At 59.3% G+C, this 12,217-nt stretch carries 13 protein-coding genes; 6 read left to right on the top strand and 7 right to left on the bottom strand.

Annotated features, from left to right (window positions below; all coding sequences use genetic code 11):
• Positions 1–13: 13 nt before the first annotated feature.
• From OOT55_RS15725 to OOT55_RS15705, 5 genes are all read left to right on the top strand, one after another.
• A complete protein-coding gene (locus OOT55_RS15725) occupies positions 14–223 on the top strand; it encodes a hypothetical protein (RefSeq protein ID WP_265366789.1) in 210 nt (69 codons plus the stop codon).
• 77 nt (positions 224–300) lie between these two features.
• Entirely contained in the window at positions 301–618 is a 318-nt protein-coding gene (locus OOT55_RS15720) for a YbjQ family protein (protein WP_265366788.1), read from the top strand.
• 4 nt (positions 619–622) lie between these two features.
• Positions 623–1,102 carry a YbjQ family protein gene (locus tag OOT55_RS15715; RefSeq protein ID WP_265366787.1) on the top strand — a complete coding sequence of 160 codons (480 nt, stop codon included), beginning with the start codon at positions 623–625 and terminating at the stop codon, positions 1,100–1,102.
• Complete coding sequence (locus OOT55_RS15710) at positions 1,102–1,908, top strand: M48 family metallopeptidase (RefSeq protein ID WP_265366786.1); 807 nt, start codon at positions 1,102–1,104, stop codon at positions 1,906–1,908. Before OOT55_RS15715 ends, OOT55_RS15710 begins: the two co-directional genes overlap by 1 nt.
• 336 nt (positions 1,909–2,244) lie before the next feature.
• Positions 2,245–4,011, top strand: coding sequence for an alpha-amylase domain-containing protein (locus OOT55_RS15705; protein ID WP_265366785.1), 1,767 nt, complete (start codon positions 2,245–2,247; stop codon positions 4,009–4,011).
• 58 nt (positions 4,012–4,069) lie between these two features.
• Here the strand turns inward: OOT55_RS15705 and OOT55_RS15700 are convergent, their stop codons facing one another.
• From OOT55_RS15700 to OOT55_RS15680, 5 genes are all read right to left on the bottom strand, one after another.
• The gene (locus tag OOT55_RS15700; protein WP_265366784.1) at positions 4,070–4,582 is read right to left on the bottom strand and encodes a phosphate-starvation-inducible PsiE family protein; all 513 of its coding nucleotides are present in this window, start codon (positions 4,580–4,582) and stop codon (positions 4,070–4,072) included.
• Between the two features lie 54 nt (positions 4,583–4,636).
• Positions 4,637–5,368, bottom strand: coding sequence for an ABC transporter ATP-binding protein (locus OOT55_RS15695; RefSeq protein WP_265366783.1), 732 nt, complete (start codon positions 5,366–5,368; stop codon positions 4,637–4,639).
• Positions 5,361–6,581, bottom strand: a complete 1,221-nt coding sequence (locus OOT55_RS15690; RefSeq protein ID WP_265366782.1) for an ABC transporter permease — start codon at positions 6,579–6,581, stop codon at positions 5,361–5,363. The genes OOT55_RS15695 and OOT55_RS15690 overlap by 8 nt, the downstream gene beginning before the upstream one ends.
• Complete coding sequence (locus OOT55_RS15685; RefSeq protein ID WP_265366781.1) at positions 6,581–7,810, bottom strand: efflux RND transporter periplasmic adaptor subunit; 1,230 nt, start codon at positions 7,808–7,810, stop codon at positions 6,581–6,583. Before OOT55_RS15685 ends, OOT55_RS15690 begins: the two co-directional genes overlap by 1 nt.
• Positions 7,811–7,904: 94 nt before the next feature.
• Positions 7,905–8,894: a serine hydrolase domain-containing protein gene (locus OOT55_RS15680; protein WP_265366780.1), complete on the bottom strand. Its 990-nt coding sequence runs from the start codon at positions 8,892–8,894 to the stop codon at positions 7,905–7,907.
• A gap of 144 nt (positions 8,895–9,038) precedes the next feature.
• Between OOT55_RS15680 and OOT55_RS15675 the strand changes: the two genes are divergently transcribed.
• Positions 9,039–9,929, top strand: a complete 891-nt coding sequence (locus tag OOT55_RS15675) for an alpha/beta hydrolase (protein ID WP_265366779.1) — start codon at positions 9,039–9,041, stop codon at positions 9,927–9,929.
• Positions 9,930–9,959: 30 nt separating this feature from the next.
• Here the strand turns inward: OOT55_RS15675 and OOT55_RS15670 are convergent, their stop codons facing one another.
• On the bottom strand, positions 9,960–10,400 hold the full coding sequence (locus OOT55_RS15670) for a YqaA family protein (protein ID WP_265366778.1): 441 nt from the start codon (positions 10,398–10,400) through the stop codon (positions 9,960–9,962).
• A 38-nt stretch (positions 10,401–10,438) separates the two neighbouring features.
• On the bottom strand, positions 10,439–12,091 hold the full coding sequence (locus OOT55_RS15665; protein ID WP_265366777.1) for a SulP family inorganic anion transporter: 1,653 nt from the start codon (positions 12,089–12,091) through the stop codon (positions 10,439–10,441).
• Between the last annotated feature and the right edge of the window lie 126 nt (positions 12,092–12,217).

Raw genomic sequence — 12,217 nt, 5'->3', positions numbered from 1 at the left:
AAGGAGACCCACTATGACCCGTCCCAACCACGCCTTCAGCGCCTCGCTCAAGGGGACCGAGCAACTCCGTGAAAAACTCGTCGGAGAAATCACCCGATTTGAACGTCAGTTGGATGCACTCAAAGCCAGCGACGAACCCGTCGATTTCAGCATGATGCAGACCTACAAGGAGTTGATTCACTCCCGCCGGGAGATGCTGGCGCAACTGCCGGCGTCGTTTTAATCGCCACAGCGTCTGCAACCCGCGTCGTTTTCGCTATACTGGCATCCTGACAATCCAATCATACAAGGATTCAATGGATGCTGATTACCAATCTCGAGATCGTACCGGGTCGCAAAGTCAAAGATCACCTGGGCCTGGTTCAGGGTAGCACCGTGCGCGCCAAGCACGTCGGCCGCGACATCGCCGCCTCCTTCAAAAACGTCTTCGGCGGTGAACTCAAAGGTTACACGGAACTGCTCAACGATTCCCGCCAGGAGGCCATCGAGCGGATGAAAGCCCAGGCGGAGGCCATTGGTGCCAATGCCGTACTCAATGTCCGCTTCTCCACCAGCTCAGTGGCCCAGGGTGCCGCCGAATTGTTTGTCTATGGCAGTGCCGTGGTGCTCGAGGACTGACTGCATGAACACACTCATGTCGCTGCAGTTGCTCGGCCCACTGCTGTTCGGACTTGTGCTTCTGGCCACCGGTTTTGTCTCCGGCCGCATACTCGAACGTCGCCACTATCAGCGCATCATTGAAGCCGAAACGCGCCCCGGACAGGTCATGGTATTTTCCGAGCGCCTGCCGCCTCCGGAACTGAAGCCTCCGCACACGCAACTGGTCATGGGCTCCGTCGTCGTGTCGGTGGACTACTTCAAACGCTTTATCGCCGCCCTGCGACTGCTGGTGGGTGGGCGCCTGAACAGCTACGAATCCCTCATTGATCGGGCCCGTCGCGAAGCGCTACTGCGACTGCGCGAGGAAGCCGCCGCGTTGGGCGCCGACCGGGTGTTCAACATCAAATTTGAAACCGCCGCCATCGCCGGGCGCGGACGGGAAAACAGCGTCGGTTCTCTGGAAGTACTCGCTTACGGCACGGTGCTGATTCCACAACATTGATGGGCTATCAGAACCGACAGCCTCCAGAGGGCATCAACTACGAACCCCAGGGTTGGCAACGGGATTTCATACTCCTGGTCCTCGGCTTTGCCGCCGGCCTGGCGCTACTGACCTGGTTGGTCATTCTGGTATTGGGTTGGAGCGCCCGCTGGATTCCCTTCTCCTGGGAGCAATCGCTCAGCGCCTCCCTGAATGAACAGCGCGAACCGACCGAACGCACCGGGTACCTGCAGACATTGGCGGATGACCTGGCCCGAGCCGGAGGGCTCAATCCGGAACTGAGCCTGGTGGTTCACCATCAGGCGCAGGATACCGTCAACGCTTTCGCCACTCTCGGCGGTCACATTATTGTGCTGGACGGGTTGCTTGAGAAAGTCGAGAGCGAGCAGGGCCTCGCCTTTGTGCTCGCGCACGAAATCGCCCACATCCACTATCGTCACCCACTACAGAACGCCGCACGCCAGGCGGGGCTCGGGTTGATCAGCGCACTGGTTTTCGGGCGCAGTGATCTAAACTGGATCGCCGGCTCAGGCGGACAACTCGCCATGCTGGATTACTCTCGGGACATGGAGCGTGAAGCCGACGCCTGGGCGCTACAAGCGCTGTACAACCACTACGGCCACGTCGCCGGCGCGGACTCACTATTCCGCTGGCTGGCCGAACAGCAGCAGGCCGGCGCCCTGCCCGAGTGGCTGTCCACCCACCCGGATACCGGGGCACGGCTGGAGCGCCTCGAACAGTTATCCACCGCTCTCGGGTACCCGACCGACGGCCCTCTGACCACCATCCCCAGCGTCACCCGGTAATCGGCCGTCAGACTCCCGCGCCGCCACCCTTCACTCACGTTGCATACGTATTCATCTTGCCCCAAGTCCCCATTCGCGTTTTGATGAAGGTGCAGCAAACACTAAAACATAACCGCTGCCGATTCATTCCCGACACCCTGCCCGTACCTCGCGTACAGGCGCCGGAGTGTTACCCGCATACGGAAGGCCTGACACGCTTCAGTGTCCGACAATAACGATCGAACACATCGCCGCACCTCACTCGGCCCACATTTCCATGTCGGTTTGTGAGCCACAGTCCGTGGCCCGTCGATGCTCGTGTTCGAATAATACGCACAAGCTAAAAGGCACCCTCTTATGATCAAAACAACGAATCGTCATTGGCTCACCAGAGCTCTCTCGCACTTCACCCTGGGTATATTTGGTGCATTGCTCAGCCTGGGCGCAAGCGCCCAACAGGCATTGCCCGACATTCCCGAGAATCAGGTCAACAACACCATTTATCAAGCCTTCTACTGGGACGCCTACCCCGGCCTGTGGAACGACCTGGCCGACATGGCCGAACCACTCGCCGATGCCGGCATCACCTCCATGTGGTTACCACCGGCGACCAAAGGGAACTCCGGTACCTACAGCGTCGGTTATGATCCCTACGACTTCTGGGATCTCGGGGAATTCGACCAGAAGGGCGCGGTGGCCACCCGCTATGGCACCCGTCAGGAGCTGGCAACGGCCATCGGAGCGCTGGACACCCTGGGCATCGACGCCTATTTCGATGTGGTGTTCAACCATCGCATGGGGGCCGATGCGCAGGAGAACATTGACGGCTGGGGCACCGCCTGGACCTTCTTCGATCCGGCCGGTCGCGATGCGCACTACACGCAACAAAACTGGGGCGGCCTGTGGCACGATTTCGAGTGGGACTGGACGGCGTTCAACGGCGTCGACAACAGTCTGTTCCCCGGCAAATCCTGGGGCAATACCTACCACTTCCCCTACCTGATGGGGAATGACGTCGACGTCAAACGCCTCGAAGTCAAAGACGAACTCAAAGCCTGGGGCGAGTGGATCATCGAAGACATTGGCTTCGCCGGTTTTCGGATGGACGCCATTGCGCATGTGGACAGTGATTTCACCCGCGAGTGGGTCAATCATGTTCAGGCGGTGACCAATAACGACATCTTTTTTGTCGGCGAAGCCTGGGTCGGCGACATCGCCGGCTATCTCGAACACGTTGACACACCCCATATGCGCGCCTTCGATTTCGGCCTGCGTGAAGACTTCGTAAGCCTGAGCAGCGGCAACAAGGACATGCGCTGGTGGGGCGGATTGGTGAACAGCTATGCCGGCGACCGCGCCGTCACTTTCGTGGACAACCACGACACCAGCCGCGAGGGTAACCCCTACGGCACGCCGCAGGTCATCAACTACAAAAACCAGGCCTACGCCTACATCATGCTGCGCGAGCAGGGCGTACCCACCGTCTTCGCTCGCGATTACGACGAGTTTGGTATGGCACCGACGCTGAACAAGCTCATTGAAGCGCGCCGTTACTTTGCCTATGGCCCGGGCCATGAATACGCCGGCAATACTGAAGCCGTCTACGCCTATGTACGCGAGGGTATCAGCGAAGCGTCGGGCACCGGTCTGGTCATGCTGATTGCGGGGCGAGACTGGAGCACTCAGCAAAGCTTCAATATCAACTCGCATCAACCGAACACCGTCTTCTACGACTACACCGGCAATGCCAGCGGTACCGTCACTACCGACTCAACCGGCTACGGCGACTTCCCGGTCAACGTCACCGAGGGGTCGGGCTGGTCCGTGTGGGTGCCGCAGGGCGAAGCCACCGGCACCGACACCATCACTTTGCGCATGACCAAGGATGTCGGCTACGGCAACTCGCTGTACTTTACCGGCAGTACCGGCAGCCTGAGTAACTGGGGTGGCGGTATCGAGGGCACCTGGACCACGGGCGATGTGTGGGAAGTCACCATTGAGGACCCGGGTACCTTCGAATGGAAAGTCCGCAAAGGCCCGAGTGATTCGAGTGGCGTCGATTGGGAAAGCGGCAGCAATCACGATGAAACCAACCTGCACCCGAGTTTTAACGGCGGATTCTGAAAGGCAGGCAAAGTGAAACGGAGGGCCGGGCCATCGGCCCTCCGTTTATTCACCGCACTCAATCATCCCATTCATGGTATTGATTGCCCTGCCTTAACAGCCAGTAGGTCACACCCAAGGCAAGGGTCGTGGCCGCGATGCCAATCAGGTACATCGGGGTCAGCGTCTCGAAATCCAGAACAATGACTTTCCGGGCGATCGCCATCAGCGCGGTGGCGACCACCAGTTGGACCGGAAAGACATTGGTGCCCAGGTACAGCCGGATATTGATGAATATCTCGACCGCAATCAACACGGCCATGAAGGCGCCGAAGGTGTAAAAAATATCGTTGATGTTGAGCAGTAGAAACGGCGGAGTCAGCAACCGTTGGTAAATGATGTAAATGACATCACCCACGCCCCAGAGGATGACCATTACCATCAGGACCGCCAACACCCGAATCGCAAAGCGGATGATTCCGTGCAAGCCCCGGAAAAAAGGGTCCGGAAAATCCATCGGGAGCTCCTGGTGAAGCTCATGCTTGCGGCCCGCGCCCTGATCGGACTCGGCGGTTTTTTCAGTCTCTGCCATTGTTGCGCTCCCCAGTGGCCACTTACGCTGCGTTGGAATCAGTCTGATGGCATCTCAATGCGGGATGACAGCCTCATCCCGGTTGTTCACAGTATCGCTGACAATACGGCCATCCACCAGATTAATCGTGCGGTCGCAGGTGGCGGACAGCCGAGGGTCGTGGGTGACCAGAAGGACCGCGCATCCGCGTTCTTGCTGGACCCGGCGAAACAGCTCAAACACCTCAGCCGCCGTTTGGGAATCCAGGTTGCCGGTCGGTTCGTCCGCCAGTAACAGGGCCGGTTCGGTGATCAGTGCCCGGGCGATGGCGATCCGCTGTTGTTGGCCGCCGGACAGTTGGTTGGGTTTGGTGTCGGCGTATTTTTCCAGCCCCACCGCCGCCAACAACGTTCGCGCTTTGTCGCGAGCCCGGCGATCCGGTTTGCCTTGGGTCAGCATCCAGGGCATCAGCACATTATCGATCGCCGTGAACGCATTTATCAGATGGTGAAACTGAAACACAAAACCGATACTGGAACCGCGCAAGGCCGTTCGGCCCGTGTCATCCATCCCACTGGTGGCCTGTCCGAGTAGAAACAACTCACCGCTGGTGGGACGGTCCAGCAAACCAATCACATTCAACAGCGTGCTTTTGCCCGAACCCGAAGGACCAATCAGTGCGGCAAAATCGTTGCGGCCAATGGTCAGGTCCAGTCCGTGCAATACTTCCACCTCGTTGGGTAACCCGAGGTTGTAGGACTTTCTCAAGCCCTCAAGACGCAGCACTTGATCGACGGTATCAGACATAGCGAATCGCCTCCACCGGGTCGAGTCGTGCGGCGCGACGCGAGGGCACCGCCGCCGCCAGAACCCCGGTCAGGGTGGCCAGCACCAGCGTGGCCAACACCAGGCTCACGGGAACCGGAATATAAAACAGGCCGGGACCAAAGGTGTTGAACACCCATACCAATCCATAACTGGCCGCGATACCCATCACCGACCCCAGCAGGCCCAGCAGCGCGCCCTGGATCAGAAACACCCGCAGAATCTGGGCACGGGTCGCGCCGGTGGCGCGCAATATCCCGATCTCCCGGGTGCGCTGTACCACGCTCACCGACAGTACACTGGCAATACCAAAGGCCACCGAGATGGCCACAAACACCATGATCATATTGGTGGACAGACTCTGAGCGGTGAGCGCATTCATCAGTTGTGCGTTGGTTTCGATCCAGCTCTGCGCGTCCAGGTCGATCAGACGCTGAATCTGATCCGCAACCCGGTCGGCGGTGAAAATGTCAGGTACGGTGAGATCAATGACCGTCACACCGCCCGGCAAATCCAGCAGCGACTGCGCCTGCTTCAGATCCAGATACACGTACCGCTCATCCAACTCCCGCACACCCAGCTCGAAAATGCCTGAAATGTTGACCACCGCACTGTTCTGTTCACCGGACTCCAGCCGCAGCTTTTGGCCCTGGCTCACGCCGAGGTCCTCGGCCAGGCGGGCACCAATCAGTACATCGCCCGCTCCTACGCGCAAGGCCCCTGCCACCATATAATCGTCCAACGGAATGATCCGTTGATAGCGTTCCGCGTCTATGCCCACCAGTGCCACCGACTCCAGTGCTTCGCCCCGACGCACAAAAGCGGGGCCAGACACTACCGGCGACACGGCACTCAGGTCGGGCAGTTGGTCGAGGGTCGCGGTGATTTCCTGCCAGTTATTGATCGAGCGCAGGCGCTGCGGACGTTTGTCTTCCAACACCAGTTGCAGCGTCCCCGGCGATGCCGGATGCACATGGTTGACCTCCTCAGGCGCCAGCAACCGGATATGCGCCTGGGTACCCAGGGTGCGCTCAATGGTATTGCTCTGCAGCCCCTGAATCAGCGCGGTGATAAACACAATCACCGCCACACCCACCGCCACACCGATGGCAATCATCAGCGACTGAACTCGCCCCTCGCGCAAAAAGCCGATGGCGAGGGTCCACTCCGTCCACAGACGTTTCATCCGGTCCATCAGTCGAAATTCACCGGTAGTTCATTGCGGCTGGCGGCATCATCGCGATCGCTTGAGACCGGCGCCTGCCGGGCGGTGAATCGTACTCTTGCGCCCTCGGTCAGGTCCTCCGCGGTGTCTGCCACCACCCGGTCGCCCTCGCGTAAACCGTTCACCACTTCGGACATGGCCAACCCTCGCAGCCCCAGGGTTACCGCTTGACGCCGCACGCGACCATCCCGCAGCAGAAGCAGCTCAGCCTCGTCGCCCTGCACCGATCTCAAGGCGTCGTTGGGAACCGCCAGCGCACGCTCGCGCCGACCGGTTTCAATGGTGACCGACACGGTCATGTCCTGACGCACAAACTCCGGCACTGGCTCGACCGCGAGACGCACTTCCACGGTGCCACTCTGGGGGTCAATGCTCGGTGCAATAAACTTGATGCGGGCGGGAAACGGGTCATTCGGGTAGGCATCGGCGATGGCCATGGCGTCTTGCCCCAACGCCAGTCGGGACAGGTTGCGCTCATCCAGGGGTACGCGGATTTCCGTTCCGCCGGCCAGCGCAATAGTAAACAGCACGCGACCGGGCTGCGCCAGATCGCCCGGGTCGACGTTGCGGGTCAATACGGTACCGGCAACTTCGGAGCGTACTTCGGTTTTGGCAAGTTGGGCGCGCAGCGCGGCCAGGCGCTCCTGCAGCCGGGTTGCCTCCTCGTTACCGGGCGCCAGGGACGATGCGGTCAGGCGCGCGGACTCAACCGCCGCCTCTGCCAGACGTTCCGCCTCCTCCGCTCGCTCCAGTGCCTCGGCGGAGAGTTGCGAGCGCTCCGCCAGAGCCCGCCGCCGCACCGTTTCCCGGCGCGCCTGAGCCAGCTCCGATTCGGCCCGCGCCAATGCGATCAATGCCTGCGGATGACGGGTCGATTCGAGCTCCGACAGTGCCGCCTCGGCCTGGCGCACCTCGGCGGCAATGTCCTCGGCGCGCAGCACCAGTAGAAGGTCACCGGGCGCGACGGTATCGCCCTCCTGTACAAGGCGCTCTTTCACCACAGCAGTGATCTGGCTGCCCACCTGAGCGCGCGATGCCGTGGTTACCCGCCCGGTCCCCACCACCGTCTGCACCAGGGGCACCGGCTCGATAACGTAACCCTGTACCTCCGGTCCCTGCCAGGTCCGCCAGCCGACATAAACGACCAACAGAGTCACCACGGCGATAACCACATACACTTTGGAAGGAACCCGACGCACTTTAGCTCTCCTGGCCAACACTCGATAAGCCGATAGAATCTCATACCCGACGCCGATCCGCCACGACAGCGGGCGACCCGGCGCCTAATCGCGGTTACGGACGAACGGCGGGAATCACATGCTTTTCCAGCAGGCGCAACTGCTGACGCAGGTAACGTGACCCGGGAGACGGCGGCGTCGGGTCCGAGGTCATGACCACTATCAGTTCCAGAGAGGGAACGACATACAACAACTGCCCCCCAAAGCCTCGCCCGTAGTAGCCCGGCTCGCCACCCAACGAGCGCAGGAACCAGCCATAACCATAGGGATCATCGGTATAGGCGGACTCGCCCCGGCCGGTCCAGGAGGTATCGACCCAGTCTTCGGAAAACAGGCGCCGCTCGCCCACCCGGCCGCCGTTGCGGTACAGCTCGCCGATGGTCGCCAGCTCCCGGGCCGACATCAGCATATTATTGCCACCAAAATAAATACCCTGCGGGTCCTGGTCCCAAGCCGGGAAAGCGATGCCCAGTGGCTCTCCCAGCCACTCACGTGCCAGCGCGAGCGTGCTGCGCCCCGCGCTCTCGGTCAGTGCAGCAGACAATAAATGTGTACTGCCGGAGGAATAGAGCATCCGCCCACCCGGCTTGTCCACAAACCGCCGGGTGAGCACATGGTGTACCCAATTGTCGCTGTTGACCCAGGCCCCGTAATGGCGCCCCGAGGTCCGCTGCAGCCCCGCCTGAAGAGACAAAAGATTGCCCAAGGTAATGCGCTCCACCCCTTCCGTGGCCGAGTCGGGCACCTGATCTCCCAGCGCCGCCACAACGGGCTGGTCCACCCCCTCCAACACACCGCGCTCAATCGCAACGCCCACCAGCGCCGCCAACACCGTTTTCGACAGGGATTTGATATTGACCGGCCTATCCAGCCCCGGCCCCCGGATAGCCAGCGCGACCACCTCTTCGCCCTGGTGCAACACCAACAGCGAGTGCAAGCGAGGCAGGCGCTCTGCGTCCCGTTTCAGGTCGGCACGCCAATCCTCACCGCTGCCGAGGGCGGCACTGGTGGCGAGCAGCAGTAAAAGAACGAACGCTTTGGACATAAGAGTACTCATGGACCGGGAAATACCTCGTTGAAATCAGCATACGCCCACCACAACGGAACGGATCTATGCCCGTAAAGTGGACGCACAATTCGTTCACCTCCATAATGACCGCTCCCAACCCTCAACAACAAGATCAAGCCCATGAGAAAGGTTAAAGTCCTCATTGTTATTCTGTCGTGCATCGTAGCAAATTCCGGTTTTGGCGAAACCATCGCATCACGTGTCGTCGAAGACGGCGGCACCGGCCCCTACCGCGCCATTATGGCAACAGATGCCTCGCTGCCCACCCATACCCTGTTCCGGCCCGACAACATTGACGAACTGGGCGACGAGAAGTTGCCAATTGTGGTCTGGGGCAACGGCGCCTGCTTCGACTCCCCCTGGGAACACGTGAACTTCCTGAACGAAATCGCCTCCCACGGTTTTATGGTCGTCGCTATCGGCACCATGCCCACAGAAGACGGTGAGCAGAAGACAGAGCGCTCCACCTCCTCCAAGCTGACCGACGCCATCGACTGGGCCATCGCACAGAATGACAACGAGAGCAGCCCCTACCACCAGACGCTGGACACCACCGAGATTGGCGTTGCGGGCATGTCCTGCGGCGGACTGCAGGCGCTGGACGTCGCGGACGACCCTCGGGTCACCACCCTGGGGGTCTTCAACAGCGGCATCTTCAATGAACCACCCAAAGACCCGCTGCCCGGCATTCCCAACTTGACCAAAAAACAATTGGAAAGCATCCATACCCCGACGTTGTACCTACTGGGCGGAGAATCCGACATTGCCTACGGCAACGGCATGAACGACGTGGAACGCATTGACCATGTGCCGGTGTTTGTCGGCAATATGGATGTGGGCCACGGCGGCACCTACGGCCAGCCCCACGGCGGGGAATTTGCCCGAGTGGCGACCGCCTGGTTTAAGTGGCAATTGAAGGATGACCAAACGGCAGGGATGTTGTTTACCGGCAATCCACCGGGGCTGGCCGAGCACCCTGAATGGACCGTCGACAAGAAGAATTTGCCTTAGCAAAGTGTCAGGCAATATGGAAACAATGGCTCACTGAAACGCGAGCGTCATGTAGCTGATGACAACATAGCGAGCCAGTTTACCCGCCGTCACCAGCAGCAGAAACCAGCGCAGGCGAATCCGCAATACGCCGGCGATCACGGTCAAGGGGTCCCCGATAATGGGGACCCACGCAAAGCACAGCGACACCATCCCATACTTGCGGAACCGCGCCTCGGCCCGGACAAAGTCGTCTTCCGACATCCGCAGCCACTTCTTGACCACCACCAGACTCCCCCAATAGCCCAAGGCATAGTTGGTCAGTGAGCCGAGCACATTGCCGACGGTGGCGACCGAAACCAGAACCACCGGCGACAGGCCGCTCAGCAACAAGGCGCTGAGCACCACCTCGGAGCTGAGGGGCAATATCGTCGCCGCCAGGAATGCGGACAGGAAGAGGCCCAAGTAGCCGAGTTCCGCCAAGTGCTGCATCAATCATCTCACCGAAGGGGTGGACTCAACGCATTGACCTAAACTTCCTTATCAGCCAACCAGGTCAACGCCTCGATCCGGGAGGTAAACTTTGGGATCTGATTTGATTCCAAAAACTCGTGCAGCGACGTGTGTCGATTGGTATTTGAGCAAACCGTTGTGACCAACTTGCCGCTTTGCACAGCGTCTTGAATGGTGTTTTCCAACGCAAGCACCATGGTGGTATCCAGTGTCGGCACATCGGTGAGGTCGATGAGAATTTTCCTGAACGCATTCAGGCTGTTTCTCTCGCGTGCCAACGCTCTCGACATACCGAAAATCAAAGGACCACTGAAGTACAACAAGGCAATGTCGCCGCGATTCTTTTCAAGGATTTTCTTTTCTTCGCTTTCGAGCGAGATGTTATCGTCGACATCGCTGATAACCTGCATATTCCGTTGCGCTTGTAATCGGCTCAGCTTATCGATGGTAATGATGTTTGCGATGAAGACACCAAGGCCGACAGCCACCATCAGATCCACCAGCACCGTCAGCGCAATGACCAGGTACATGATGAGGGTAGCGCTGGTCGAAACGCGGTGAGCCCGTTTTAAAAAGCTCCAATCCAATATACTGAGACCAACCTTCACAGCGATTGCTGCCAGTATGGCGAGGGGGATACTGGAGGCCAACCCCGAGGCAAACACAACGACCACCAATAGAACAGCGGCGCGCACGATCCCAGAAAGGGCCGTCCGGGCGCCCGTCTGGATATTCACCACCGTTCCCATGGTAGCGCCAGCGCCGGGTAACCCGCCAATAAAGCCTGAGGCCAGATTCCCGATACCCTGACCGATCAACTCCTTATTGGAATTGTGCTCATTGCGGGTCAGGCTGTCTGCGATGACCGCCGTCAACAGGGCATCGATGCAGCCCAACGTCCCCAGAACCATGCCATCGATTAGCATGGTGGTCACCTGATCAGCGGTAAAGTACGGGAGATAAAAGTCGGGTATGCCCAACGAAATAGGGCCTACCAAACGCAGATTATCGCCGAACAGCAGCAGTGCAATAGTGGTACCCAACACCAACACAATGAGCTGCGGGGGCACAACTTTTGCGATGCGTTTTGGGATAAAGAAGAGCGCCAGGAGGGCCGTTAACGAAATGGAAAGCTCAGCCACGCTCAGATTCTTAATAAACTGGGGTATGGCCAACAGGTTATTGAGCACACCGCCGCTGACCGAGGGTTGACCCAGCATGGGGCCGAACTGCAGGATAATGAGGATGATCCCGATACCGGACATAAACCCGGATATCACACTGTAGGGCATCATGGTGATATACCGCCCCAGCTTCAATAGACCGAGCAAAATCTGGAAAAGGCCGGCGATCATCACCACCGTAAATGCCATTGCCAGACCGTTTTCCGGATGACTCGCCACGAGAGAGGTTAAAACGGCGGTCATGACAACCGTCATCGGGCCGGTCGGCTCGGAGATTAGCGTAGGGGTACCACCGAATAGCGACGCGAAGAGCCCAACACAAATTGCCCCATATAGGCCAGCCTCCGCACCTGCACCTGAGGCAACCCCGAATGCAAGGGCCATCGGCAGTGAGACAATGGCCGCGGTCAGACCACCAAAAACATCGCCCCGCAGGTTTTTGAGGTTGATCTGGTTAAAGAGCTGGTTGACAAAACCATACGTCATTGACTTGCATCTCCGTCGATTCGGTGTAGGTTCAGGTACTGAATTGGCTGCTATTGAGCACGAGACAGGAGTATACCACCACCGTCCGGAAACCTAGCAAACCAAGCGCTATGCTGTATTAAACCA

It is taken from the genome of Marinimicrobium sp. C6131, from assembly GCF_026153455.1.
Lineage (GTDB): Bacteria > Pseudomonadota > Gammaproteobacteria > Pseudomonadales > Cellvibrionaceae > Marinimicrobium.
Note: the sequence above shows the minus strand (reverse complement) of the source record. Positions and strands in the feature narration are given on the sequence as shown.

What these genes read in the sequence shown, in the direction of transcription:
- OOT55_RS15725 (WP_265366789.1), top strand. Translation starts at nt 14, where the DNA reads ATGACCCGTCCCAACCACGCCTTCAGCGCCTCGCTCAAGGGGACCGAG.
- OOT55_RS15720 (WP_265366788.1), top strand. Translation starts at nt 301, where the DNA reads ATGCTGATTACCAATCTCGAGATCGTACCGGGTCGCAAAGTCAAAGAT.
- OOT55_RS15715 (WP_265366787.1), top strand. Translation starts at nt 623, where the DNA reads ATGAACACACTCATGTCGCTGCAGTTGCTCGGCCCACTGCTGTTCGGA.
- OOT55_RS15710 (WP_265366786.1), top strand. Translation starts at nt 1,102, where the DNA reads ATGGGCTATCAGAACCGACAGCCTCCAGAGGGCATCAACTACGAACCC.
- OOT55_RS15705 (WP_265366785.1), top strand. Translation starts at nt 2,245, where the DNA reads ATGATCAAAACAACGAATCGTCATTGGCTCACCAGAGCTCTCTCGCAC.
- OOT55_RS15700 (WP_265366784.1), bottom strand. Translation starts at nt 4,582, where the DNA reads ATGGCAGAGACTGAAAAAACCGCCGAGTCCGATCAGGGCGCGGGCCGC.
- OOT55_RS15695 (WP_265366783.1), bottom strand. Translation starts at nt 5,368, where the DNA reads ATGTCTGATACCGTCGATCAAGTGCTGCGTCTTGAGGGCTTGAGAAAG.
- OOT55_RS15690 (WP_265366782.1), bottom strand. Translation starts at nt 6,581, where the DNA reads ATGGACCGGATGAAACGTCTGTGGACGGAGTGGACCCTCGCCATCGGC.
- OOT55_RS15680 (WP_265366780.1), bottom strand. Translation starts at nt 8,894, where the DNA reads ATGTCCAAAGCGTTCGTTCTTTTACTGCTGCTCGCCACCAGTGCCGCC.
- OOT55_RS15675 (WP_265366779.1), top strand. Translation starts at nt 9,039, where the DNA reads ATGAGAAAGGTTAAAGTCCTCATTGTTATTCTGTCGTGCATCGTAGCA.
- OOT55_RS15670 (WP_265366778.1), bottom strand. Translation starts at nt 10,400, where the DNA reads ATGCAGCACTTGGCGGAACTCGGCTACTTGGGCCTCTTCCTGTCCGCA.
- OOT55_RS15665 (WP_265366777.1), bottom strand. Translation starts at nt 12,091, where the DNA reads ATGACGTATGGTTTTGTCAACCAGCTCTTTAACCAGATCAACCTCAAA.